At 60.8% G+C, this 23,323-nt stretch carries 26 protein-coding genes; 10 read left to right on the forward strand and 16 right to left on the reverse strand.

Annotated elements, in window-relative coordinates; translation table 11 throughout:
• Nucleotides 1–41 precede the first annotated feature (41 nt).
• The 7 genes from ACR1XV_RS10130 to ACR1XV_RS10160 all read right to left on the reverse strand — a co-directional run bounded on the left by ACR1XV_RS10130 (nt 42) and on the right by ACR1XV_RS10160 (nt 6,190).
• Nucleotides 42–1,076, reverse strand: coding sequence for a threonine aldolase family protein (locus ACR1XV_RS10130; RefSeq protein ID WP_480530883.1), 1,035 nt, complete (start codon nt 1,074–1,076; stop codon nt 42–44).
• Complete coding sequence (locus ACR1XV_RS10135; RefSeq protein WP_480530885.1) at nt 1,076–1,549, reverse strand: YcgN family cysteine cluster protein; 474 nt, start codon at nt 1,547–1,549, stop codon at nt 1,076–1,078. The genes ACR1XV_RS10130 and ACR1XV_RS10135 overlap by 1 nt, the downstream gene beginning before the upstream one ends.
• Nucleotides 1,546–2,478, reverse strand: coding sequence for a bifunctional riboflavin kinase/FAD synthetase (locus ACR1XV_RS10140; protein ID WP_480530887.1), 933 nt, complete (start codon nt 2,476–2,478; stop codon nt 1,546–1,548). The genes ACR1XV_RS10135 and ACR1XV_RS10140 overlap by 4 nt, the downstream gene beginning before the upstream one ends.
• Before the next feature lie 60 nt (nt 2,479–2,538).
• Entirely contained in the window at nt 2,539–2,982 is a 444-nt protein-coding gene (locus ACR1XV_RS10145) for a MaoC family dehydratase (protein WP_074736482.1), read from the reverse strand.
• Between the two features lie 101 nt (nt 2,983–3,083).
• Nucleotides 3,084–3,959 carry an HAD family hydrolase gene (locus ACR1XV_RS10150; RefSeq protein ID WP_480530889.1) on the reverse strand — a complete coding sequence of 292 codons (876 nt, stop codon included), beginning with the start codon at nt 3,957–3,959 and terminating at the stop codon, nt 3,084–3,086.
• A 231-nt stretch (nt 3,960–4,190) separates the two neighbouring features.
• Complete coding sequence (locus ACR1XV_RS10155) at nt 4,191–5,111, reverse strand: manganese-dependent inorganic pyrophosphatase (RefSeq protein WP_480530891.1); 921 nt, start codon at nt 5,109–5,111, stop codon at nt 4,191–4,193.
• A gap of 98 nt (nt 5,112–5,209) precedes the next feature.
• Nucleotides 5,210–6,190 carry a TraB/GumN family protein gene (locus tag ACR1XV_RS10160; protein ID WP_480530893.1) on the reverse strand — a complete coding sequence of 327 codons (981 nt, stop codon included), beginning with the start codon at nt 6,188–6,190 and terminating at the stop codon, nt 5,210–5,212.
• A gap of 91 nt (nt 6,191–6,281) precedes the next feature.
• Between ACR1XV_RS10160 and ACR1XV_RS10165 the strand changes: the two genes are divergently transcribed.
• From ACR1XV_RS10165 to ACR1XV_RS10190, 6 genes are all read left to right on the forward strand, one after another.
• Nucleotides 6,282–6,956: a DUF2161 domain-containing phosphodiesterase gene (locus ACR1XV_RS10165; RefSeq protein ID WP_480530895.1), complete on the forward strand. Its 675-nt coding sequence runs from the start codon at nt 6,282–6,284 to the stop codon at nt 6,954–6,956.
• 153 nt (nt 6,957–7,109) lie between these two features.
• Complete coding sequence (locus tag ACR1XV_RS10170; protein ID WP_480521535.1) at nt 7,110–7,397, forward strand: co-chaperone GroES; 288 nt, start codon at nt 7,110–7,112, stop codon at nt 7,395–7,397.
• 55 nt (nt 7,398–7,452) lie between these two features.
• Nucleotides 7,453–9,093, forward strand: coding sequence for a chaperonin GroEL (groL, locus tag ACR1XV_RS10175; protein ID WP_480530897.1), 1,641 nt, complete (start codon nt 7,453–7,455; stop codon nt 9,091–9,093).
• Between the two features lie 184 nt (nt 9,094–9,277).
• A complete protein-coding gene (locus ACR1XV_RS10180; RefSeq protein ID WP_480530899.1) occupies nt 9,278–10,132 on the forward strand; it encodes a DMT family transporter in 855 nt (284 codons plus the stop codon).
• Nucleotides 10,133–10,148: 16 nt separating this feature from the next.
• Nucleotides 10,149–10,922 (forward strand): alpha/beta fold hydrolase, encoded by a 774-nt coding sequence (locus ACR1XV_RS10185; RefSeq protein ID WP_480530901.1) that lies wholly within the window; start codon nt 10,149–10,151, stop codon nt 10,920–10,922.
• Nucleotides 10,919–12,070: an alpha-D-ribose 1-methylphosphonate 5-triphosphate diphosphatase gene (locus ACR1XV_RS10190; protein WP_480530903.1), complete on the forward strand. Its 1,152-nt coding sequence runs from the start codon at nt 10,919–10,921 to the stop codon at nt 12,068–12,070. The genes ACR1XV_RS10185 and ACR1XV_RS10190 overlap by 4 nt, the downstream gene beginning before the upstream one ends.
• 65 nt (nt 12,071–12,135) lie before the next feature.
• On the opposite strand, the gene ACR1XV_RS10195 is transcribed toward ACR1XV_RS10190, so the two are convergent.
• The 4 genes from ACR1XV_RS10195 to ACR1XV_RS10210 all read right to left on the reverse strand — a co-directional run bounded on the left by ACR1XV_RS10195 (nt 12,136) and on the right by ACR1XV_RS10210 (nt 14,744).
• Nucleotides 12,136–13,203, reverse strand: a complete 1,068-nt coding sequence (locus ACR1XV_RS10195; protein ID WP_480530905.1) for a 5-(carboxyamino)imidazole ribonucleotide synthase — start codon at nt 13,201–13,203, stop codon at nt 12,136–12,138.
• Nucleotides 13,204–13,205: 2 nt separating this feature from the next.
• Nucleotides 13,206–13,961 carry an NAD(P)-binding domain-containing protein gene (locus tag ACR1XV_RS10200; protein ID WP_480530907.1) on the reverse strand — a complete coding sequence of 252 codons (756 nt, stop codon included), beginning with the start codon at nt 13,959–13,961 and terminating at the stop codon, nt 13,206–13,208.
• The gene (purE, locus tag ACR1XV_RS10205) at nt 13,958–14,443 is read right to left on the reverse strand and encodes a 5-(carboxyamino)imidazole ribonucleotide mutase (RefSeq protein ID WP_480530909.1); all 486 of its coding nucleotides are present in this window, start codon (nt 14,441–14,443) and stop codon (nt 13,958–13,960) included. The genes ACR1XV_RS10200 and purE overlap by 4 nt, the downstream gene beginning before the upstream one ends.
• A gap of 76 nt (nt 14,444–14,519) precedes the next feature.
• The gene (locus ACR1XV_RS10210; RefSeq protein WP_037308505.1) at nt 14,520–14,744 is read right to left on the reverse strand and encodes a YdcH family protein; all 225 of its coding nucleotides are present in this window, start codon (nt 14,742–14,744) and stop codon (nt 14,520–14,522) included.
• Nucleotides 14,745–14,909: 165 nt separating this feature from the next.
• On the opposite strand from ACR1XV_RS10210, the gene ACR1XV_RS10215 reads away from it, so the two are divergent.
• The 3 genes from ACR1XV_RS10215 to ACR1XV_RS10225 all read left to right on the forward strand — a co-directional run bounded on the left by ACR1XV_RS10215 (nt 14,910) and on the right by ACR1XV_RS10225 (nt 16,517).
• Nucleotides 14,910–15,323 carry an Hsp20 family protein gene (locus ACR1XV_RS10215; RefSeq protein WP_058275530.1) on the forward strand — a complete coding sequence of 138 codons (414 nt, stop codon included), beginning with the start codon at nt 14,910–14,912 and terminating at the stop codon, nt 15,321–15,323.
• Between the two features lie 5 nt (nt 15,324–15,328).
• The gene (locus tag ACR1XV_RS10220; protein WP_480530911.1) at nt 15,329–15,553 is read left to right on the forward strand and encodes a DUF1150 family protein; all 225 of its coding nucleotides are present in this window, start codon (nt 15,329–15,331) and stop codon (nt 15,551–15,553) included.
• 85 nt (nt 15,554–15,638) lie between these two features.
• Nucleotides 15,639–16,517, forward strand: a complete 879-nt coding sequence (locus ACR1XV_RS10225; RefSeq protein WP_480530913.1) for a PhzF family phenazine biosynthesis protein — start codon at nt 15,639–15,641, stop codon at nt 16,515–16,517.
• A 5-nt stretch (nt 16,518–16,522) separates the two neighbouring features.
• On the opposite strand, the gene ACR1XV_RS10230 is transcribed toward ACR1XV_RS10225, so the two are convergent.
• The 5 genes from ACR1XV_RS10230 to trxB all read right to left on the reverse strand — a co-directional run bounded on the left by ACR1XV_RS10230 (nt 16,523) and on the right by trxB (nt 22,576).
• Complete coding sequence (locus ACR1XV_RS10230) at nt 16,523–17,371, reverse strand: glycosyltransferase family 32 protein (protein ID WP_480530915.1); 849 nt, start codon at nt 17,369–17,371, stop codon at nt 16,523–16,525.
• 124 nt (nt 17,372–17,495) lie between these two features.
• Nucleotides 17,496–19,214, reverse strand: a complete 1,719-nt coding sequence (locus tag ACR1XV_RS10235; RefSeq protein WP_480530917.1) for a bifunctional sulfate adenylyltransferase/adenylylsulfate kinase — start codon at nt 19,212–19,214, stop codon at nt 17,496–17,498.
• Between the two features lie 202 nt (nt 19,215–19,416).
• Nucleotides 19,417–21,102 carry an adenylate/guanylate cyclase domain-containing protein gene (locus ACR1XV_RS10240; protein WP_480530919.1) on the reverse strand — a complete coding sequence of 562 codons (1,686 nt, stop codon included), beginning with the start codon at nt 21,100–21,102 and terminating at the stop codon, nt 19,417–19,419.
• Between the two features lie 72 nt (nt 21,103–21,174).
• Complete coding sequence (locus ACR1XV_RS10245) at nt 21,175–21,633, reverse strand: RES family NAD+ phosphorylase (protein ID WP_480530921.1); 459 nt, start codon at nt 21,631–21,633, stop codon at nt 21,175–21,177.
• Between the two features lies 1 nt (nt 21,634).
• On the reverse strand, nt 21,635–22,576 hold the full coding sequence (trxB, locus tag ACR1XV_RS10250) for a thioredoxin-disulfide reductase (protein ID WP_480530923.1): 942 nt from the start codon (nt 22,574–22,576) through the stop codon (nt 21,635–21,637).
• A gap of 226 nt (nt 22,577–22,802) precedes the next feature.
• Here trxB and ACR1XV_RS10255 point away from each other — a divergent pair, with 226 nt between their 5' ends.
• Entirely contained in the window at nt 22,803–23,303 is a 501-nt protein-coding gene (locus tag ACR1XV_RS10255) for an Lrp/AsnC family transcriptional regulator (RefSeq protein WP_480530925.1), read from the forward strand.
• Nucleotides 23,304–23,323: the final 20 nt, after the last annotated feature.

Below are 23,323 nucleotides of genomic sequence, written 5' to 3' on the forward strand. Positions count from 1 at the left end.
CCCAGCCCGCAGGGCTGGGCGGGGGCAGAGCCCCCAATCGCCTAAAGCAAGGATAAAAACCGATCGACCTGATCTGCCGGCGTAGACCAGTCGCAAACCAGACGGCATGCCAGCATCTCATCCTCGTCCGGACCATCCAGCGTATCGCCCCACAGGTGATAAACCGCGCCTGCCTCATGCAGCTTGCGATGCAGACGGCGGGGGAAGCGGACAAAGATTATGTTGGCCTGCGGCTCGTGCAGGAAACTCGCCCCGACCGCGCGCAAACCCTCTGCCAAAAGGGCGCAGCTGGCATTCGCCTGCCGCGCCGAGCGCAGCCACAGATCGTCCCGCAGATAGGCCGCCATCTGAGCCGACAGATAACGGTGCTTGGAAAACAGATGCGCTGCGCGTTTGCGGCGCAATTCAAACTCCCAGGCCCTGCTTTCATCGAAGAACACCACAGCCTCGACACCCATCAACCCATTCTTGGTCCCGCCGAAACTGACGGCGTCGACACCGGATTTCCACGTCATCTCTGCCGGAGAACAGTTCAGAGCGACCAAAGCATTGGTAAACCGCGCCCCGTCCATATGGACAGGCAGATCATAGGCCTTGGCCACCCCGCACAGCGCCTGCAGTTCTTCCAGCGTATAGACCGACCCGCGCTCGGTTACCTGCGTGATGGAAACCGGGCCTCGCTGCGGCCCGTGCACGCCGCGGGTTTCTTCGCCTTCGATGGACTGACGCAGCGCGTCGGGGCTCAACTTGTCACCACCTTGCACAAGGGTCAGCTTGGCCCCGCTGTAGAACTCGGGCGCATTGCATTCATCCTCATGGATATGCGCCACGGGGGAACAGAACACCGTCTCCCACGGTTGCGAAAGCGTGGCCAAGGCCAGAGAATTCGCCGCCGTCCCCGTCGCCACAAGATACACAGCCGCGCCGGGGGCCTCAAAAATACCTCGGATGCGATCGCGGACCTCGTTCATCAGAGTGTCCGCGCCATAGGCCATCTGATAGCCCTGGTTGGCTTCGGCCAAAGCGGCGAGAACCTCGGGGTGGACAGGCCCGGAATTGTCAGAGGCAAAATGCATCAGCTCGGCTCCTCGATGATGTAGTCTTCCCACTCTTCCAAGGGGGTCTCGAATTCGGACACGGTGCGCCCCTGCACGGATATGCCTGCGGCATGAACGCTGTCCGGCGTACCAGATATCAACGGATGCCAGTCGTAAAGGGGCTTGCCCTCCCACAACAGCCGATAGGCGCAGGTCTGTGGCAGCCAATAGGCGTGGCCATCGATGTTGTCGGGGCGCATCACGATGCATTCAGGTACGAACTGATGCCGAATGTCATACTGCGTGCAGCGGCAGCTTTCGTCATCCAGCAAACGGCATGCGACACAGGTCAGGGCGACCTCACCCGTATCTTCATCTTCTAGCTTGTTGAGGCAGCACTTGCCGCACCCATCACACAGCGCCTCCCACTCTCGCGGGTTCATCTTCTGCAGCGGCTTACGCTCCCAAAAACGCGGGCTCAGCCCATTGCGGTCGATGGGGTCTTTGCTCATTGTGCGGCCAAAAGCGCGCGTGCGCGCGTGCAATCGTCGTTCATCTGGGTGATCAACCCGTCGAGGCCATCAAAGGTCATCTCCGGGCGCAGATATTCTACCAACCCAACCGAGAGTGTCGCGCCATACAGATCGCCCGAGAAATCGAACAGGAAGGTTTCGATATTGGGGACCTCGCCGTTGAACATGGGCCGTGTCCCCACCGAAGCCGCACCGCGATAGCTGCCCCGATGCGGGCCGTCCAGCACGTCGACCAACACGGCATAAACCCCGAATTTCGGTGGGTGCAACCCTTCAATCGACATATTGGCTGTTGGAAAACCCAGTTCGCGACCGCGCTGTTCTCCGCCGACAACTTTGCCCTCGATACGATGCCAGTGCCCCAGCATTGCCGCGGCATCGCGCGGTCGCCCCTCGGACAAGGCCGTCCGGATCGCGGTGGACGACACCACATTCTCGGACCGTTCCATCAGGGGGGCAATCGTGACACCAAAGCCCATCTCATCGCCGAACCGCTGCAGGTCCTGGGGGGTCCCGCTACGCCCTTTGCCAAAGCAGAAATCGGCACCAACGACCACATGGGTGAGCCCCAATCCGTCACAGATCACGTTTCGCGCAAATTCTTCCGGCGTCAGACCGGCCAGGGCGGCGTTGAATGGCAGCTCATAAAGCTTTTTCACCCCGAGCTTCTGCAGTCGGTGCGCACGCGCATTGCCCCGCATCAGGCGAAAGGGGGGGGTGTCGGGCGCGAAGTACTCTCGTGGATGCGGCTCGAAGGTCATAACGCCCAGCGGAGCCTCGGGTTCGGCACTACGCGCCAATGCGATGACCGATTGATGCCCAAGGTGGACGCCGTCAAAATTCCCGATGGCGACGCTGGCACCCCGGTCTTCAGGCTCGACAAACTGAAAGTCACGTATGATCTGCATGAAGATTGCCTAGCGGGACTGTCCGGCAGGTTCAAGCCGCAGATCGGGGTGGTCGTGCGCTTAGTCGAACTTGCGGCTTGGGGCCAGCACCATCGCCTCGCCCACCAGCACTTTTTTACCGTCCACCGCACAGTGACAATCCAGCTTCACGCGGCGCTTCGCAAAGTCGATATCGATCACCTTGACCTCGGCATAAACCATGTCCCCGGGGCGCACCGGGGCAAGAAATTTCAGCGACTGCCCCATATAGACGGTGCCATGTCCCGGCAGTTGCTCACCGATCACGGCCGAGATCAGGCCCGCGGTCAGCATCCCATGCGCAATGCGGCCCTCAAAGATCGTGTCGCGGGCGTAATCATCGTCCAGATGCACCGGATTGCGATCCGTCGAGACCTGGGCAAACATCTCGATATCCTCGTCTGTCACCACCTTACGCAGGTGCCGGGACATGCCCATTTCGATATCTTCGATGCAAATCGTTCCGCGCGGAAGGTTGTCCAACATGTCGCCCTCATTCGAGATCTTGCGGGCAACAAAAGACCATCAGAAGTCACCCTTCGGCAACTTTATTACTTCGCAACTGCAGAAAATCAAGTTTTTTCTGTCTAGCGCAACCGGCCGATCGAAAAGGTCGGGCTGATATTTTCCTTTTCGTTGTGGTACCTTAAGGCATCTTCATCCGGGTGGTGCGACGTTTTGGTCTCTGCCGCTGCCAGCCCGCCGGTGATGAACAGGGTATCAATCCCTTCGCCCATACCGCCAGCGATATCGGTCTGGGGCCCGTCCCCGATGGCCAGAATCTCGGAATCACCGATATCGACGCCCAGCGCCGTCAGCCTTCGGCGCGCCAGATCGTAGATCGGAGGGTGCGGTTTTCCGAAATACAGGCTCTCACCACCCATCTCAGTATAAAGCCGCGCCAACGCCCCCGCACACCATTCCCGGGTCTCGCCCCGGTCCACGACAATGTCGGGATTGGCGCAGAGCAGTTTCATGCCTTTTTGCTTGGCAAACAGAAAGTCGGGCCGGTTCATCGCCGGATCGGCCATCGGGTCAAACGGGCCGCAGCACACGATGCCTTCGGCCTCATCCAGCGGCACGCGCTCGATGTGAATTGGATGATCCAGAATTTTTAAGGGTTCAAAGAAACCTGCGTCGCGCTGCCACTCACCCATGAAGTAGACCTTCTCGCCGACCGCTCCTCGAAACATCGCTGAGCGCGCCGAGTCGCCGCTGGTTGCAATCGTGTCATAGGCGTCCTTGGGAACACCGAACTGCGCAAGCTGTTCAGCCACCCCGGCGCGCGGTTTGGGAGAGTTCGTGACCAGCACGACAATACCGCCGCCTTGCCGATAGGCCCGCAAGGCGGCAACCGCTTCGGGGTAAGCGGTGATGCCGTTATGGACGCAGCCCCAGAGATCGACAAACAGCGCTTTGTAGTTGTCTGAGATTTCGGCAAGGGAAGAGATGATCCGGGTCATAGGCCCCTCATGTGGCATTGCTGTGAGATACCCAAGCCTATGGCAGAGCTGGCCTTGTTTGGCCAGAGGGGGCTCTGCCCCCGACGCGGCAAGCCGCGTCTCCCCCGGGATATTTGGGGCCAGATGAAGCAGGGGATCCGCACTTCATCTGGCTAAAAATATCCCGGAGCGCGAGGCAGAGCCTCGCAAAAAGAAAAGGGCGTCCGCTTGGGACGCCCTGTGGGATTGGGATCAAACCTTGAGGTTCGGGATGATCTGCTTTTTCCGGCTCATGATACCGGGCAGGACGACGGCATCGCCATCGACGGATGCGCCGAAGCTCTTTTCGGCAACGCCTTTCACCAGATCGTTGGGCACCAGCAAGGTGGCCTCTTCGTTCAGGATGTCGACGACAAACAGCAGAACCTGATCCACGCCGTCCTCTGCGGCAACGTCGACCATCGAGGCGGCGAGGCTGTCTTTGCGGTCCAGCACAACGCCCGGTGCGGTGGTTTCCAGGACCGAGACGCGGAATTTGGTGCCGTCGACTTCGTATTCTTTGCTGTCCATGCGGATCAGTTCGGCATCAGAGAATGACGATACATCAGATTTCGCGGCGAACATGTCGGCGGCGTAGGCCGATACGTCCAGCCCCAGATCGGCGGCCAGCTTCTCGGCCACGGCGCGGTCATGCGCGGTGGTGGTAGGCGAGCGGAATTCCAGCGTGTCCGACAGGATGCAAGTCAGGGCCGCGCCTTTGACGGCGTCGGGCATTTTGGCCGCATCGTCGCCGATCAGGTCGATCATGATGGTTGCCGTGCAGGCCAACGGGCGCACGGTGATATCGATCGGGCCTTTGGTTTCCAGACCGCCGACCAGCTTGTGGTGGTCGATGATCGCGCGGATGTCAGCGCCGTTGATGCTGGCGGGCAGTTCCGCCGGGTTGTTGGTGTCGACGATGACAACCGGAGCGCCCTCGGCCACGTCTTCGATGATCTGCGGCTTGGGCAGGTCCCAGCGTTGCAGCATGAAGTTGGCTTCGGTGTTGGGTTCGCCCAACAGAACCGGAGTGGCTGCCTCGCCTTTGATCTCGTTCAGATACCAGGCCCAGAGGATGGGCGAGCCGGTCGAGTCGGTGTCGGGGGATTTGTGACCAAGAACTTGGATTGTCATGTCTGTGCCTTGAGGAATGTGGATTTGCGCGCCTTATAGGGCGGTCAATCGGGCTTGTCACCCGCAAGGCTTCCTGCTGCGACCCTTGGTCTGAAATCTTAGAAAGGGGCGCGTTCCAACGTGTATCCGGCGTTCTGCAATTGGTTCAGCAACCCGTACTCATTGTTCAGATGTCCAGCCCCGACCGCAATCACGACTGTCTGATCTTTCATGGCGAGAATCTTCTGCATCCAGTTGGCGTTTCGCTGCACCAACAATTGATCCTCGAAGCTTTGCCATTCGGCGTCAAATTCTTCGGGCGTTAACCCGGATGCCTCAAGGCCCTGCAGCTTGGCAAGCTCGATGATCAGGGCGTGTTGTTCGTCGAGATAGGTGTTGGCCATGGTGATCATCTGATCATCGCCGGCCTGCAACGCCCCGGCCAGCCGGGTCAGCGAGGCAACCTGCTCCTCAAGCGAGTGACTGTCGAACATGGCGATCAGATCGTCGATTCGCTCGAGCGAGAATTGCGGGATGCCGTGCTGTTCGGCCAGTTCGGTCAGGCGGGTGTCCATGCCGCGGTCGAAATCGGGGGTATCCATCAGGCAGGGCGGGATGCCCAGCATCATGCTTAGGAACCATGGGCGCATCTTGGCGGCCATCCAGCCCGGGATGCCGCGTTCGGCGAGTGTGGCAGAAAGCGCGGCCCATTCCTCTTCGGGCATCAAGTCAATCAGAGTGGGCCCCGAGGTGATCAGAACCGGGCTGAAATCATTGGCCAGATCGCGCTCGAACGCCTCCATCTCGGCCTGCGTGACTTCGAAATAGAAGGCATCGGCGGTGCTGAGGGTCGGGGTGAGCCGGTCGATCACCGCCCCCATGCGCGGGTCATTGGTGTGCAGGGTTCCGATCAGATGCAGGACCGTATCACCCTTCCGCGCAATCCAGTGGTTGCCTTCGGCGAAGGGAATTGCGTTGACGGTCTGGTCCAGCTCGGCCCTGATCCCGGGCGACAGGTCCAGCCTCAGGTCGCGCCCTTCGCAAGCGGCGTGGGCGGTGAGCGGCAGCAGAAGGCAAATGCAAAGGCTGATAAGGCGCATTGGGTCTCTTTCGTGGGGCAGGCGTCTGGCATAAGGCTTATCTTTGTGTCTGACGGCTGGCAATCCGTGTGAAACCGCATAGCATGGCGGCATGAAGCGCGAGCAGGACCTATACCCCCCGATCAAAGCCCTGCTGGAACGGCAGGGTTATACCGTCAAGGGTGAGGTGGGGGCTGCCGATATCGTCGCTATTCGCGATGATGAGGAACCGGTGATCGTCGAGCTTAAGCTGCGGTTCAGTCTCGCGCTGTTTCATCAGGCGATCACGCGGTTGAAAGTGACCGATCAGGTTTATCTTGGGGTGAGCAAGCCGACGGGGCGCAGCGCGCGCCGGGCGTTGAAGGACAATCTCGCGCTGTGCCGCCGGTTGGGTCTGGGGCTGATCACGGTGCGCGCTGATGGCGTGGTCGAGGTGCAGTGCGATCCGGGACCCTACGCGCCCCGCAAAAGCAAGACCCGAACCCAGCGGCTGCTGCGCGAGTTCGAGCGGCTGCAGGGTGATCCGAATGCCGGTGGCGCGACCCGGCACGGGATCGTGACCGCCTATCGTCAGGATGCGTTGAAATGTGCCGCCCATCTGGCCGAGCATGGTGCGACCAAGGGGGCTGCGGTGGCGCAAGCCACAGGTGTCAGCACAGCGACCCGGGTGATGTATGACAATCACTATGGTTGGTTCGATAAGGTCGACAAGGGCGTCTACTGCCTGACCGAAGCCGGGCAGGAGGGCCTGAAACACTGGGCCTATAGCTGGGATCAGCCTGATTGAGGCCCAAGGCCGGAAAAATCCTTCACAGCTTGTTGACTCGGGGATTTGGACTCCCTAGCTATGCCGCGTTATCACTCGGCAAGCATGAGTGCTAACGCCTCGTCGACAGGCGAGGGGAGGATTAACAAACTTTGAGCCTAAGGAGCTGCAAAGATGGCATTGAAACCGCTTCATGACCGTGTGCTGGTTCGTCGCGTAGAAAGCGAAGAGAAAACCGCTGGTGGTCTGATCATTCCCGATAGCGCAAAAGAAAAGCCCAGCGAAGGCGAAGTCGTTGCAACCGGCGAAGGCGCACGCAAGGACAGCGGCGAACTGATCGCAATGGCTGTAAAAGCCGGCGACAAGATCCTGTTCGGCAAATGGTCGGGCACCGAGGTTCAGGTTGGCGGCGAAGAGCTGCTGATGATGAAAGAAAGCGACATCATGGGGATCATCGAGTAAGCGCACCCGCTTTCTCTGATCTTCATTCCAATACATTTTCTCAAGGAGAAACGACATGGCTGCAAAGGACGTCAAGTTCGACACCGATGCCCGTAACCGCATGCTGGCAGGCGTAAATGTTCTGGCCGACGCGGTTAAAGTGACCCTGGGCCCCAAAGGCCGCAACGTGGTTCTGGACAAATCCTTTGGCGCGCCGCGCATCACCAAAGACGGTGTTTCGGTTGCCAAGGAAATCGAACTGGAAGACAAGTTCGAAAACATGGGCGCGCAGATGGTGAAAGAAGTCGCCAGCCGCACCAATGACGAAGCCGGTGACGGCACCACCACCGCGACCGTTCTGGCGCAAGCCATCGTGCGCGAAGGTCTCAAGCAGGTTGCTGCTGGCCTGAACCCGATGGACCTGAAGCGCGGCATCGACCTGGCAACTGCCAAGGTTGTTGAAGGCATCAAGTCGGCTTCGCGCGAAGTCAAAGACTCGGCAGAAGTTGCTCAGGTCGGCACCATCTCGGCCAACGGCGAAGCAGAAATCGGCCAGCAAATCGCAGACGCGATGCAGAAGGTTGGCAACGAAGGCGTCATCACCGTCGAAGAAAACAAAGGTCTGGAAACCGAGACCGATGTTGTCGAAGGTATGCAGTTCGACCGTGGCTACCTGTCGCCTTACTTCGTCACCAACGCAGACAAGATGATCGCAGACCTCGATGACTGCATGATCCTGCTGCACGAAAAGAAACTGTCCTCGCTGCAGCCGATGGTTCCGCTGCTCGAGCAGGTGATCCAGTCGCAAAAGCCGCTGCTGATCATTGCTGAGGATGTTGAAGGCGAAGCGCTGGCGACTCTGGTTGTCAACAAACTGCGCGGCGGCCTGAAAATTGCTGCTGTCAAAGCACCGGGCTTCGGCGATCGCCGCAAAGCCATGCTGCAGGACATCGCGATCCTGACCGGCGGTCAGGTCATCTCGGAAGATCTGGGCATGAAGCTCGAGTCCGTGACCATGGACATGCTGGGCACCGCCAAAAAAATCGAAATCACCAAAGACGAAACCACCATCGTCGACGGTGCTGGCGAGAAAGCCGAGATCGAAGCACGTGTTGCTCAGATCCGCACTCAGATCGAAGAAACCTCGTCGGACTACGACCGTGAGAAGCTGCAAGAGCGCGTTGCCAAACTGGCAGGCGGTGTTGCCGTTATCCGCGTCGGCGGCATGACCGAAGTTGAAGTGAAAGAGCGTAAGGACCGTGTGGACGATGCTCTGAACGCAACGCGCGCTGCTGTGCAGGAAGGCGTTGTTGTGGGCGGCGGTGTTGCTCTGGTTCAGGCCGGTAAAGCACTGGAAACTCTGGAAGGTGCAAACGCTGACCAGAACGCAGGCATCAACATCGTTCGCAAGGCAATCGAAGCGCCGCTGCGCCAGATCGCTGAAAACGCGGGTGTTGATGGTGCGGTTGTCGCGGGCAAGGTCCGTGAATCCGCCGATGCAGCATTTGGCTTCAACGCGCAGACCGAAGAATATGGCGATATGTTCTCGTTCGGCGTGATCGACCCGGCCAAAGTTGTCCGTACCGCTCTGGAAGATGCGGCATCGGTCGCTGGCCTGCTGGTCACCACCGAAGCGATGGTTGCCGACAAGCCGCAGAAAGATGCACCTGCTGCAGGCGGCATGCCCGACATGGGCGGCATGGGCGGCATGATGTAAGCTGCTTAAGCCTTCTTTTGTGCTTATGGATGGGGTCGCCTTCGGGCGGCCCCGTTTCGTTTGGAATGCCCGCTGCGCGGTCATGCCTCCGGCGGAGGTATTTTTTGAACAGATGAAGGGTGGGCTGATCCTGCCTGCGGGAAAGTGAGTGTGCAAACTCCGTCGAAATCGCTATGCCGTTGATATGCGACTGTTTCTGCTTACTGCTTTGACCATGTGTGCCTTTGCGGCAAATTCGATCCTGAACCGGCTGGCAATTGACAGCGGTGCCGGTGATCCGACCGGTTTTGCGGTGGTGCGGGTTGCCTCCGGTGCGCTGGTGCTGGCGACTCTGGTTCTGGCGCGAGGCGGGGTTTTACCGCTGCGTGACAGGCGGCGGCTTGCGGGAGCCGGGGCGCTGTCGCTCTATATGATCGGGTTTTCGGTGGCGTATCTGACGCTGGATGCCGGGTTGGGGGCGTTGATCCTGTTCGGAGTGGTGCAGATCACCATGTTTGCGGTGACCGCCTTGGGCGGCGTGGCCCCGACCGGTCGTCAACTGGCGGGGGCGGGGATTGCTCTGGCGGGGTTGGCCTATGTCTTGTGGCCGACGGGCACGGTTCAGGTTGATCCGGTGGGGGCCGTGTTCATGACGGCCGCGGGGATTGGATGGGCCGTCTATTCGTTGGTTGGACGGTCCGAGCCGGATGCTCTGGCCGGGACTGCGGCCAATTTTGCCGTGGCGTTGCCGGCCACGGCGCTGATCTTGTTCGCAATGGGTGGCGATTGGCACATGACAGGCGTGGGATATCTGCTGGCTGCTTTGTCAGGCGGTGTGACTTCGGGGTTGGGTTATGCGCTTTGGTATCGGGTTCTGCCCCGGCTAACACCCGCCGTTGCCGCGGTTGTGCAGCTAAGCGTGCCGGTTATCGCCATCGCTGCCGGCGTCGCGCTTTTGGGCGAGACGACCAGTCTGAGGCTGTTGCTGGGTGCGGGGCTGGTTCTGGGCGGGATTGCGCTGGCGGTGCTGCGCCCGGGGGCTTTCATCGCGCGGCGATAGGTCTTATCTGGCCCGCATGAGACTTCTGTTCGCCCTGAGCCTGTTCCTCGTTCCCGCCGCAGCGCAGGCCAAATGCGTGATCCTGCTGCATGGGCTTGCACGAACTGAGGCGTCTTTTTCCGTCATGGATCAGTTGTTCAAGGCGCATGGGTATTCAGTTGTGCGCCCCGGTTATCCGTCGACCGATTTGCCGATCCCGGATCTTGCCAACCAGACATTGCCGGACACCTTTGCGGCCTGCGGCGATGAGCCTGTGAACGTGGTGGCGCATTCGATGGGCGGCATCCTGCTGCGCTATTGGCTGCAAGAACACCACCCCGAGAACCTGGGCCGCGTCGTCATGCTTGGCCCACCCAATCAGGGCAGCCAACTGGTCGACGAGCTGGGCGCGTGGGAGGTGTTCGGCCTGTTGAACGGCCCCGCCGGGCTGGCGCTGGGCACCGGCCCCGAGGGCATTCCGCGCAAGCTGCCGCCGGTGGACTTCGAGCTGGGTGTGATCGCGGGCGAAAACTCTCTGAACCCGCTGTTTTCATCGCTGATTGACGGTCCGGACGACGGAAAGGTCTCGGTCGAGACGACCAAGGTCGACGGCATGGCCGATCATATCGTGCTGCCGGTGACGCACACGTTCATGATGAACAACCCGCAGGTCATGGCGCAGACCCTTCATTTCATCGAATTCGGCCGGTTCGACCCCGAGATCACGTGGCTTGATGGGGTGCAGGATATCATTGATCAGATCTGCATCGGGCAGGATTGTTCGGAACCCGCCTCGGAGCCCTCGCAATGAACAGACTGGAGCTGACCTTTACCGGGGCAGAGATTCTGTTGCCGGATCAGGGGATGACCAATGCCGATCTGACCATCGCCGACGGCACCATCAGGACTGAGCGCGCAAATCGGCAGATCGATTTGTCAGGCTACATCGTTCTGCCCGGCATCGTGGACCTGCACGGGGACGGCTTTGAACGCCACATTGCTCCGCGCCGCGGGGCGATGAAGCAGATGGATCAGGGTATTCTGGCGGTCGAGGCGGAACTGGCAGCCAATGGCATCACGACGGCCATTCTGGCGCAATTCTACAGTTGGGAGGGCGGCGTGCGTGGCCCGGATTTCGCCGGTCAGGTTTTTGGTGCTATCGCCGCGGTCAAAGACGACGTCGTGACCGACCTGATCCCGCAGTTGCGGTTCGAAACCCATATGCTGGACGACTATCAGGGCCTACCCGATCGCGTGGCCAACTGGCAGATACCTTACGTGGTCTTCAACGACCACCTGCCGCATGACCGGCTGGCGCAAGGTCGCACACCGCCCCGCCTGACCGGGCAGGCGCTGAAGGCGGGCCGCAACCCCGAAGCACATCTTGCGATGTTGCAGGCCATGCATGCCCGCAAGGCCGAAGTTCCATCCGCACTTTCGGGGCTGTGTGCGGACCTGTCCCGGCAGGGCGTCCGCATGGGCAGCCATGACGATGCCACGGCTGAAACCCGTGAATGGTGGCGGCAACGCGGCGCGTCGATCGCAGAGTTTCCCGAAACGCTCGAAGCCGCCGAGGCCGCCCGGGCCGCCGGAGATCACATCATCCTCGGCGCGCCGAATGCCGTACGCGGAGGCTCGCACAAGGGGAACGCCAGCGCGCTGGACCTGATTGCGATGGGGCTTTGCGATGCGCTGGCCTCGGACTATCATTATCCCAGCCCGCGCCGCGCCGCGCTGATGCTGGCAAAATCCGGCCTGCTGGATATGGCAGGTGCCTGGGCGCTGGTCTCGTCGGGCCCCGCCCGTGTGCTGGGTCTGACCGACCGGGGCACGCTCACCGAAGGAAAACGCGCTGATCTGGTGATCCTCGATGCCACCACCCACCGCGTCGCCGCAACGCTGGCCGCAGGCCGCGTCAGCTATATGTCCGGCGATATCGCCGCGCGCTTCCTGGCCTGAGCGCGCCAGTCCTTCTTCTGTTCAAAAATACTTCCGCCGGAGGCATCGCGCGTCAGCGCGATTTCTTAGCGCAGAACCCGGTTAAAATGCCCCATCTTCCGGCCCGCCTTGACCTCGGCCTTGCCATACAGATGCAGCGCTATGTCGCGCTCGCGTGCCAGATCAGGCACACGGTCCATATCGTGACCGATCAGGTTCTCCATCACCACGTCCGAATGCCGCTGCCCGTCGCCCAAAGGCCAGCCCGCCACGGCGCGGATGTGCTGTTCGAATTGATCCACGGCGCAGCCGTTTTGCGTCCAATGGCCCGAGTTATGCACCCGCGGCGCAATCTCGTTGACGATCAGCTCCTCAGGGGTCACGAACAACTCAACCCCCATCACACCCACATAGTCCAGCGCATTCAGGATGTTGGCCGCCAGCAGCACCGCATCTGTGCGCTGCGCCGGAGACAGCCGCGCCGGAACCGTGGTCGTATGCAGGATTCCGTCCCGGTGCACGTTCTCACCCAGATCGAAGCAAGCCACCTGACCGTCCAGACCACGCGCGGCTATGACCGAGACCTCGTGGCTGAACTCCACAAACCCCTCCAGAATGGACGGCGCGCCCGCCATATCGGCCAAAGCGGCCTCAGCATCTTCGGGGCTGCGCAGCCGAGCCTGTCCCTTGCCGTCATAACCGAACCGACGGGTCTTCAGAATGGCGGGGGTACCGATCTGATCAATCGCGCCGCGCAGGCTGTTCAGATCGGTGACATCCGCGAAAGCTGCGGTTCTAAGACCCAACCCTTGCAGGAAGTCTTTCTCGGTCAACCGGTCCTGACTGACCCGCAGCGCCTCACGGCCCGGACGGATCGGGCGGTGCGCCTCAAGGATATCCAGCGCCTGTGTCGGGATGTTCTCGAACTCATAGGTGATCACATCGACCGCATCCGCGAAGGCCTTCAGCGCTTGCCCGTCATCGTAAGCAGCGGTTGTGACGCGATCTGCAACCTGACCAGCGGGCGGGTTGGCGCCGGGCTCAAAAATATGGGTCTTGAACCCCAGCCGGGCCGCTGCAACCGACAGCATCCGGCCCAGCTGACCGCCGCCCAAGATCCCGATCGTTGCGCCGGGGGGGAGCATATCTGCCATCGTCACGTCTCCAATCGTTTGCCAATCGCGGTCAGAGCGGTGCGCAGCGCATCATGCGCGCCCTCGGACTGCAGGGTATCCGTCATCTGAAGGCTCAGCGTGCCCTCGGTCGCCAGCGCGTCGCGTTCCGTTGCAAGCTGACCTGCTTGCCCCTTTTGCATCGCTGCCAGAAAGCCAGATATGAGCTGTGTGGTATAAAACTCTGCGCCGTCCTTGTCGCCGGTTTGATTGGCCAACCACTCGGCCCCGGTTGCCATCAGGTCCAGCAGACCCGGTACCATGGCGCAGATGGCAAAATGTGCATTCAACGCCGCCTCATCCGCAACCTTCACCACGGGGTTTTCGGGTTCGAACAACTCTGCCAGCAGGCGGTCATTGCCATAGGCGGCCAGAGGGCAACCTCCGGTCTGCAAAAAGCCCAGCGGGATGGTTTGTACGAAATCCGATGCAGGCGCGCAGAGCGTCGAAAGTTGCGCCTCTGAGACTGCGGCCATCACCGAAACGATCTGTTGATCGGCGCGAAAGGTCAGCGGGGTCAGCACATCTGTGGCGACCTGAGGGCGCAGGCAGAGGAAAACGATATCCGACGCGTCGATCACCTGCTGTGGGGTGCCGACACTGACCCCAAGCTCGGCTTGCAGGGCTGAGGAGACCTGCATATTGCGCTCGGTGACCCAGATGTCATGGCCTTTTGCAGCCATCAGCCGCGCGATCGGGGCCGCGATATGGCCAGTGCCGATCAGGCCGATGCGTCTCATCCCTGTGGTGCCTCGGGGATCGAGGCCGACAACGCCTCGCGCCATGCGTCCAGCCGGTCCGCCAGCGCGGCGTCCTGCAGCGCCAGAATGCCTGCTGCCATCAGCCCCGCATTGGCCCCTCCGGCGGACCCGATGGCCATGGTGGCGACCGGAAAGCCCTTGGGCATCTGCACGATGGAATAAAGCGAATCCACACCCGACAGCGCGCGGGTCTGCACCGGAACACCAATCACCGGCACGCGCGTTTTCGAGGCCATCATGCCGGGCAAATGTGCTGCCCCGCCTGCGCCAGCGATGATGACCTGCAGGCCACGCGATACGGCGGTTTTGCCGTAGTCCCACAGGCGGTCGGGTGTGCGGTGGGCGGACACGATACGCGCCTCATAGGCAACGCCCAGTTCATCCAGAATATCGGCGGCCTCTTTCATCGTGGGCCAATCCGATTGGCTGCCCATGATGATCCCTACTTTCACATCGCTCATCCGCTTACGCCCCTGCCTTCGGAAAGAGCGCGCACTATAGCCAAATCCGCATATGTGGCAATGTGTTCCGCACCGTTCAGGCGATGATATCGGGGGTCAGGCGGTCTTCGATCAGGCGGATGATGTCTTTCAGCCGCAATTTCTGCTTTTTCAGCCGCTTGATCGTCAACTGATCGGACGTTCCGGTGGCCTGCAACGCCTCGATCGCCTCGTCCAGATCGCGGTGCTGGCGGCGAAAGACCTCCAGCTCCACCCGCAGGACTTCATCGGTTTTCATCGAAAGATCGGTGGGCGCGTTCATGGGCGACTCAGTGTTTCAAGTGGTGCTTGTGACACAAGATAGTGTGTCAGGGTTTATCCGGCCAGACCTTGTGGACATCCCTGCATCTTCCCATATTCTATACCACGCGGTTGCCGATGATGGGGCCGCAGAATACGTCGCTTTGACAATGAAGGACGAAAATACGTGTCGAAACTTACCTTGGGCTCATACCCGCATCTTTTGGGGTTCGAGCAATTGGAACGCCTTCTTGAACGGTCTGCAAAGGCCGGAAACGAAGGATACCCGCCCTATAATATCGAGCAGACCTCGGATTTTTCCTATCGCATCACCCTGGCCGTGGCCGGGTTCGCGGAAGAGGACCTGTCGATAACCATCGAGGATCGCCAACTGGTGATCCGGGGCCGTCAACGCGACGACAGCGAGGGGCGCATATTCCTGCACCGCGGCATCGCGGCACGCCAGTTCCAGCGCATGTTCGTGCTGGCTGACGGGGTCGAGGTGGGCGAGGCGATCATGGAAAACGGTCTGCTGCATGTGGACCTGACCCGCGCCGTGCCTGAAACCGTGGTTCAGACAATCAACATACGGAAGGGGTAAGAGCAATGAATACGCCGATTGAGCTTAACACCGAAGGGGATCGGATCGTTTACGTCAAGGCCGTCGATGTGGCTGACCTGCCACGTGATGTACGCGAGCAGGCGGGCGATCTGGATCAGCTATACGCCGTCCACGATTCTGATGGGCAGCAACTGGCGTTGGTCGCCGACCGCAAGCTGGCCTTTGTGCTGGCACGCGAACATGACCTGTCCCCGGTGGCCGTACACTAGACGGCCCCGCGTTCAGCCTAAATAACGTGACATTTGATGCGTTGCCGGTGAAACATGCGGCGACGCTTTTTGTTGGAGGACGCGCGTGGGCTGGTATGATTTCGATTGGGTGGACGCCTTCAGTGACCGGGCCTTTGGCGGCAATGGCTGCGCGGTGGTGCATGGCGGGGCGGGGCTGTCGGATACAGTCTGTATGGCCTATGTGCGCGAGACCTCTTTGGTGGAATGCACATTCACCGGGCCCTCTGACGTGGCGGATATCCGGGTCCGCTATTTCCTTGCCAGCCGCGAGATACCCTTTGCCGGGCACCCGACCATTGCCACCGTCGCCGCGATGCGGTCTCGCGGTCTGTTTCAGGGCGATGCCCTGACGCTTGAGACCGGCGCGGGGATCGTGTCGATCAGGCTGAATGGTGACGAAATCGAGATGAGACAAGTCGCCCCGCAATTTGGCGACTATGTGCCTATAGAACTGGTTGCCGCAGCCACCAATCTTTCGCCCGGGGACATTATTTCTCCCCCGCAATTCGTGTCGACGGGCTTGCCCTTCTGCATCACCGTCCTGCGCGATCATGCGGCGTTGCGGGCTGCAAAGCTGGATACGACGGCGTTGGGCAAAATCTCTGAGAAGGCCGGTTTCCTGGGGAATGACATGGCCGAGCCGTTTCTGGTCACGCTTCAGGGCGCAACTGAGTTGGGTGATACCTTCTCTCGCCTGCTGATGGCCCCACCCAGCCCGCCCGAAGACCCGTTCACCGGATCGGCCACCGGCGCGATGGCGGCGTATTTGTGGAGCCACGGCCTGATGGACAAAGAGACCTTCATCGCCGAACAGGGCCATGACATGGGCCGCCCCGGGCAGGCGCGTGTGACGCGCGTCGGGCCTGCGGACGCGATGACCGGGATCAAGGTCGCCGGGCGCGGCCATATTCTGATGCGCGGGCAGGTGAATTTACCAAACTGACCCGCTTAGGCCCTTGGTTTCATCCACTCAAGCTGTGCGATGGGGTTTTGGGCCGGGTCAATTGTATGCCGCTGGCAGAGCCGTTGCAAATACGAGCCGGGCAACGGCAGCCCGGCCCGCTGCGTGGCCAGCCACTTTTTCTGATGACCGTAGATATGGACAGAGTGGACGCCCGGACGCTCGATCTGGTCGATCCGAACTCTGGGATCATGCAGCTTCCATAACTCTTCGACCGCCAGCGGGTAGAGCGCCTTGGACGGTAAGGCGTGCTGATCCTCTCCGGTTTTGCGCAGGAAATGGCTCAGCGCTTTGGGGCCGGAGCAGCCCCATGACAGCGCCTCGATCCCCCAGGCTTCGCCGTTCTGAACGCGTTCCCGGTTGATCCGGTGCAGGCGCGATCCGCGCCACGGCTGGCTCGGGTTCTCCGAGGTGATGAATTCCAGCATCTGCACCAGCGTTGGTGAGTCGGGCGGCAGCCTCAGGACGCCGTTCGGGTAGGACCCGTCGCCTGTTGGGGCGAACACATAAGGGGTGTCGAAATCGAAAGGTCGCACGCAATAGGCATCCAGATCGACCCAGATGAAATCCGTTTTCTGCAGCAGGCGCAGGCGGAAAATATCCGAGAACACCGCGACGCGCAGCCGGATACTCTGCTGCAAGTCAAACGGCGGTGGCCACAGGATGTCCGAAGCGGGGCGGATATCGACGCCCCGCGGCACGCCGCCTACGTGATCGGAGGTGTAAAGAGCGAACGTATGCCCGTTGTCCAGAAACGAGCGGATGCACAGGACCTCAAGCCAGGACAGATCCGAGCCGTACCAGAAACCGGCGATAGTCGGCAGAGTTTGCCCCATGGATTGATCGCGCCTGCAAGTACCCCTGCCCAAGCTATTATCTGTTTCAACCAGCGGCGGCAATGCGGGGGCCCAAACGAAAACAGCCCCCGGGAGGACCGGGGGCTGTTTGACTTGTGTAGGCTTACTTGCCTGCGATCAGGCCCATGCTTTCCAGTTTCAGCAGAACCTGATGGGCGCAGTTGTCGACCTCGACATTCTCGGTCTCAACGCTGAGTTCGGGGTTTGCGGGCACGTCATAGGGGTCAGAAATCCCGGTGAATTCCTTGATCTTTCCCTCGCGCGCCAGCTTGTACAGGCCCTTGCGGTCGCGGCGTTCGCATTCTTCGATCGAGGTTGCGACATGCACCTCGCAGAAGGCACCGAATTGCTCGACTTCTTCGCGCACGGCGCGGCGGGTGGTGCCATAGGGCGCAATCGGCGCGCAGATGGCGATGCCACCATTCTTGGTGATCTCAGAGGCCACATAGCCGATGCGGCGGATGTTCAGATCGCGATGCTCTTTCGAGAAACCCAGTTCCGAGGACAGGTTTTTCCGCACGATATCACCATCCAGCAATGTCACCGGACGACCGCCCATCTCCATCAGCTTGACCATAAGCGCGTTGGCGATGGTGGATTTGCCCGAGCCCGAGAAGCCGGTGAAGAACACGGTGAACCCCTGCTGGCTGCGCGGCGGCTTGGTTTTGCGCAACTCGGCGACAACCTCGGGGAAGCTGAACCATTCGGGGATTTCCAGACCTTCTGACAGGCGGCGACGCAGTTCGGTGCCTGAGATGTTCAGGATCGTGACGTTGTCCTTGTCCTCGATCTCGTCATTGGGCTCGTACTGGGCGCGCTCCTGTACATAGACCATGTGTTTGAAATCGACCATCTCGACGCCGATCTCGTCCTGGAACTGACGGAACAGGTCCTGCGCGTCATAGGGGCCATAGAAATCCTCACCCGCGGAGTTCTTGCCCGGTCCGGCATGGTCGCGGCCCACGATGAAGTGGGTGCAGCCATGGTTGGCGCGGATAAGCCCGTGCCAGACCGCCTCACGCGGGCCAGCCATGCGCATGGCGAGGTTCAGCAGGCTCATCGAGGTTGTCGAGGCCGGGTACTTGTCCAGCACCGCCTCATAGCAGCGGACACGGGTGAAGTGGTCGACGTCGCCCGGTTTCGTCATGCCGACAACCGGGTGAATCAACAGGTTGGCCTGTGCTTCCTTGGCGGCGCGAAAGGTCAGTTCCTGATGCGCGCGGTGCAGCGGGTTGCGGGTCTGGAAGGCCACGATGCGACGCCAACCCAGCTTGCGGAAGTACGCGCGCAATTCGTTCGGCGTGTCGCGGCGGCCGCGGAAATCGTAATGGACGGGCTGTTGAATGCCGACCACAGGGCCGCCCAGATAGACCTTGCCTGCGACGTTGTGCAGGTAGTTCACGGCGGGATGGGCATCGTCATCGGCGCCAAACACCTTCTCGGCCTCGCGCGCCTTGTCGGGGGTCCAGCGGTCGGTCACGGTCATGGTGCCGAGGATCACGCCCTCTTGGTCGCGCAGGGCGATGTCCTGACCCAGCTCGATCGTCTCGGCGAACGCTTCGCTGACATCCAGCGTGATCGGCATCGGCCAGAGCGTACCGTCGGCAAGACGCATGTTGTCGACGACATTGTCGTAATCGGCCTCGCTCAGAAACCCTTTGAGCGGGTTGAAGCCGCCATTCATCAGCAGTTCCAGATCGCAGATCTGACGCGGGCTGAGGTCCCAGCTGGTCAGGTCGGCGGCCTCGACCTTCAGTTTCTGGGCAGACTCGTATGAGACATATAGTTCGGGGATCGGGGCCAGATTGGCTAGCATCGTCATCGGAAAACTCTTGGCAGGGTGGTGTTTTGCTTGTGTTTCAAGGGTGTTTACATGGGCATTTGCCCCGGTCCGCAGGCGAAGTCCAGAGGTCCGCGGGAACAAAGAACGATATGTGCGGTTTTTCCTGCGATTGGAAAACTGTTCTGGTTTCTAAGGTGAATTGCGGCGAAAGTCCTGACCTAGACGGTCCAAGGTCGCGTTTTCAGGCGATCTGTTCTTGCTGCTTGATCTGATGTTCAATCTCCGAGGCGCGCTTGACCGGCAGAGCGGGGACTGGCGCGGTGACGCCGCGCAACCGGAAATCGTGCAGTTCACCGGGGTCACACTGCAACCCCGCTGCCTGCAGGACATCGTCGGACACCAGAAGTTCCACGCGCAGCGCCTTGGTTTCGCTCTCCAAACGACTGGCGACATTCACCGCATCGCCGATGATCGTGCGGGGCGCGTGCTTTGCCGCGCCGATCTCACCCAGAACCAGATCGCCCAAGTGCAGCCCCATGCCAATGCGGATCGGTGGGCTGCCTTCGGCTTCAAGCTGTTGGTTGAACCGTTCCAGCGCGCGGCCCACATCGGTAGCGGCATTCAGCCCCGCGCGGGCCGAGCTTGCTGCATCCGCGGTTTCAAACATCGCCAGCAGACCGTCGCCCATATACTTGTCGACCACGCCGCCCTGTGCGGTGATTGCGGGCACGATTGCATCGAAAAAGCGGTTCAGCAGGAACACGATATCATAAGGCAACTGCCCGGCGGTTCGGGCTGTAAAGCCGCGCATGTCCAGAAACAGGACCGCCAATTGCCGTTCCTGCCCCTGACTTGCATGGGCCCGGTTGCGTGCACCGTCGGGGCGGAAGACGCGGAAGACCGTCATCGGATCGGTGGGGCGCATCTGGCAGGCCAACCTTGTTCCGTCAGGGGCACCGACAGCCCTGAGACTGCGCGCCTCGATATCGGTCGGTGGGGGCAGGGTGTCGGCGCCCTCTGCGACGATCACCCGGCAGGTGGTGCAGCGGCCTTTACCGCCGCACAAGGCGGTGTGCGGGATACCGTTGGCGTGCGACATTTCAAGCAGGGTCATCCCCTTTTCCGACACCACCTCGGGGCCATTCACATAGCGGATGCGAACCGAGTGCCGCCGCCGCCATAGCTTGCGCCCCAGATAGATCACGGCGGTCAATCCCAGAGCCGCCCAGAACACCATCAGCGTGTAGTCCTTGACGGTGAACATGGACTGGAATGCCTCGGGCGAAGGCCAGTTGTAATGTTCGATGTACTGTGCCCGCAGATCGGGATCGGCGAAATCGGCCCAGATGCGCCGCCCTTCGGTCAGGACACCGGCCAGCGCAAAGCCGGGCACAAATACGGCAAGGCCGATCAGATAGGGGACCGCGCTGCGCCACCACCACGTCATGCGCAGCCACATATGCAGCCCGATGCAGCCATGCACCCAGACCAGCAACAACAGCAAGCTCTGCATCCAGATGGCGGTGCTGGGCCACATCAGAAGGATGATATAACCCATCTCGTCATTCACACCGTAAACTTCGTGGGCATATCGGGTCTGAATTACATGCGCGATCAGTTGCAGCGGGATCAGCAGCCCCAAGATCACCTGCAACGCCATGCTGAATGGCATCCGTAAGGTGCGGCGCTGGGCGATCGACACCAAAGCCAGCCCGGCATGGACCAGTAGAGAGACATAGAGGGCAAGGCTGATGAAATCATGGCGCGAAACGGCTTTGCGCCCATCCTGCATCCCGTGCAGCAGATGAGTATCAAACAGGCCCAGGCCGATATTGATGAAATGAAAAAACGCAAAGACGAACAGCACCAGACCGCTTGCGATCCTGAGCCGGCTTATCCACCCGCCGCGCCAAAGAGCGTTATCCAAAAGCTCACCCGTTCTTCGCCTTGCCTTGGGCGATTCTGACCGGGCGCTGTCTTGCGGTCAAGGCGGCGCGCGTCACCTTTCAGGGAGCCAGTCACAGGCTGGGCCTGCGGGAGCGATCAGACCGGGCCGCACATCAAACAGCACCAGATGGCTGAGGTCGGGGCGGGACCGCGAACTGTAAAGCAACCCGTCCGCGCCTTGCGCGCGGGCCTGGTCGGAATACTGCCATGTCGGAGAGGGATGCCCGAGGTCCCAAGCGTCCTGCCAGACCACCGACACTTCGGGACGTCCGCGAAGATCCATCATCCGAGCACCAGAGACCTGGAACCGCCGAATAATCCGCGCCGGGTCGCTGGCCTGAACATAGCGTCGAATGGCGATCCCGGCCCCTTCGGCACTCAGCGAGGCATAAAGTGCGAACTGGCCAGAATGGTGAAATCGCCCCTCGGGCGCGCGGGCAGGGGCCAGCGGTGCGTCTGCGCGAGAGCGAAACAGAATTCTCCAGGCCGGGCCGGAGAATTCCGTGATCACGTCACTCGTTCTCTGCCAGGAAGCGTTCTGCATCCAGCGCGGCCATGCAGCCCATCCCGGCGCTGGTGACGGCCTGACGGTAAACGTGGTCAGTCAGGTCACCGGCTGCAAAAACACCGGGAACCGAGGTCTCGGTGGTGCCCGGTTTGGTCACGACATAGCCCCCCATATGGGTTTCCAGCGTGTCCTTGACCAGTTCGTTGGCGGGCGCGTGACCGATGGCAACAAAGACGCCTTTGCAAGGGATCTCAGTGATCTCGCCTGTTTTTACGTTCTTGACCCGCACGCCTTCCACGCCCAGCGGGGCATCGGTGCCGACGACCTCATCCAGTTCGTGGAACCACAGCGGTTCGATCTTTTCGTTCTTGAGCAAGCGGTCCTGCAGGATTTTCTCGGCCCGCAATTCGTCACGGCGATGGATCAGAGTGACCTTGCTGGCGAAGTTGGTCAGGAATAGGGCCTCTTCGACTGCTGTGTTGCCGCCGCCGATGACCACGATTTCCTGACCGCGGTAGAAGAACCCGTCGCAGGTGGCGCAGGCCGAGACGCCAAAGCCCTTGAATTTCTCCTCGGACGGCAGACCCAGCCATTTGGCGCGCGCGCCTGTGGCGAGAATCACCGCATCCGCCGTATAAACGGTGCCGCTGTCACCTTTTGCGGTGAAGGGGCGCTGGCTGAGGTCCAGATCGCTGATAATATCGCCGATCACCTCGCAGCCCATCGCTTTGGCATGGTCCTGCATCCTCACCATCAGATCGGGGCCCTGCACCTCGGTGTCACCCGGCCAGTTTTCAACCTCCGTGGTCGTGGTCAGCTGCCCGCCAGGCTCGATCCCCTGTACCAGAATCGGCTCCAGCATGGCGCGGCTGGCATAGACGCCCGCAGTATATCCGGCCGGTCCCGATCCGATGATCAGAACCTTGGTGTGTCGTGTTTCGGCCATGGTACCCCCAACTCAATCTGCTCGTCCGGACAAGTGTCCGGTGCGGATCGATATAGCGACCGCGGCGCGGCGCTTAAAGCCCCTTCCTGCCGCAAGCCGGATTTGCGTTTCAGAGAGCTGTACGCGGCCTAACCTATATCCAAAATGACGAATATTGCGCAGGTGTGAAATATTATTGCGCCTGCCGGTGCTACTGGTATAAGAACTGAAAACTCAGGAGCATTCGATGGTCACAACCCGGCTGGACGAAATCGACCGCAAAATTCTGGCAGAGCTACAGGCCGACGGTCGCATGACCAATGTGGAACTTGCCAAGCGCGTCGGAATCTCGGCCCCGCCCTGCCTGCGGCGGGTGCGCACGCTGGAAGAATCGGGCTATATCCGCGGCTATCATGCCGAGGTCAACGCCCGCGAGCTTGGGTTCGAAGTTCAGGTCTTTGCTATGGTCGGATTGGAAAGCCAGGCCGAAGCCGAGCTCAGCGCGTTCGAAACCCGATGCAAGGACTGGCCGCTGGTTCGTGAATGCCACATGCTGAACGGCGAGGTGGATTTCATCCTCAAATGCGTCGCCCCTGACCTGAGCAGCTTTCAGCAGTTTTTGACCGGCGATCTGCTGACCACGCCGAACGTGGCCAGCGTCAAGACCTCATTGGTTATCCGAGGCGCAAAAGACGAGCCAGGCGTGCCATTTGACGTGCTGGAAGACCGGATGAACCGGACCGCCTGAGCCTGGACGTGTTCTGGCCC

It is taken from the genome of Ruegeria sp. AD2(2025), from assembly GCF_056542385.1.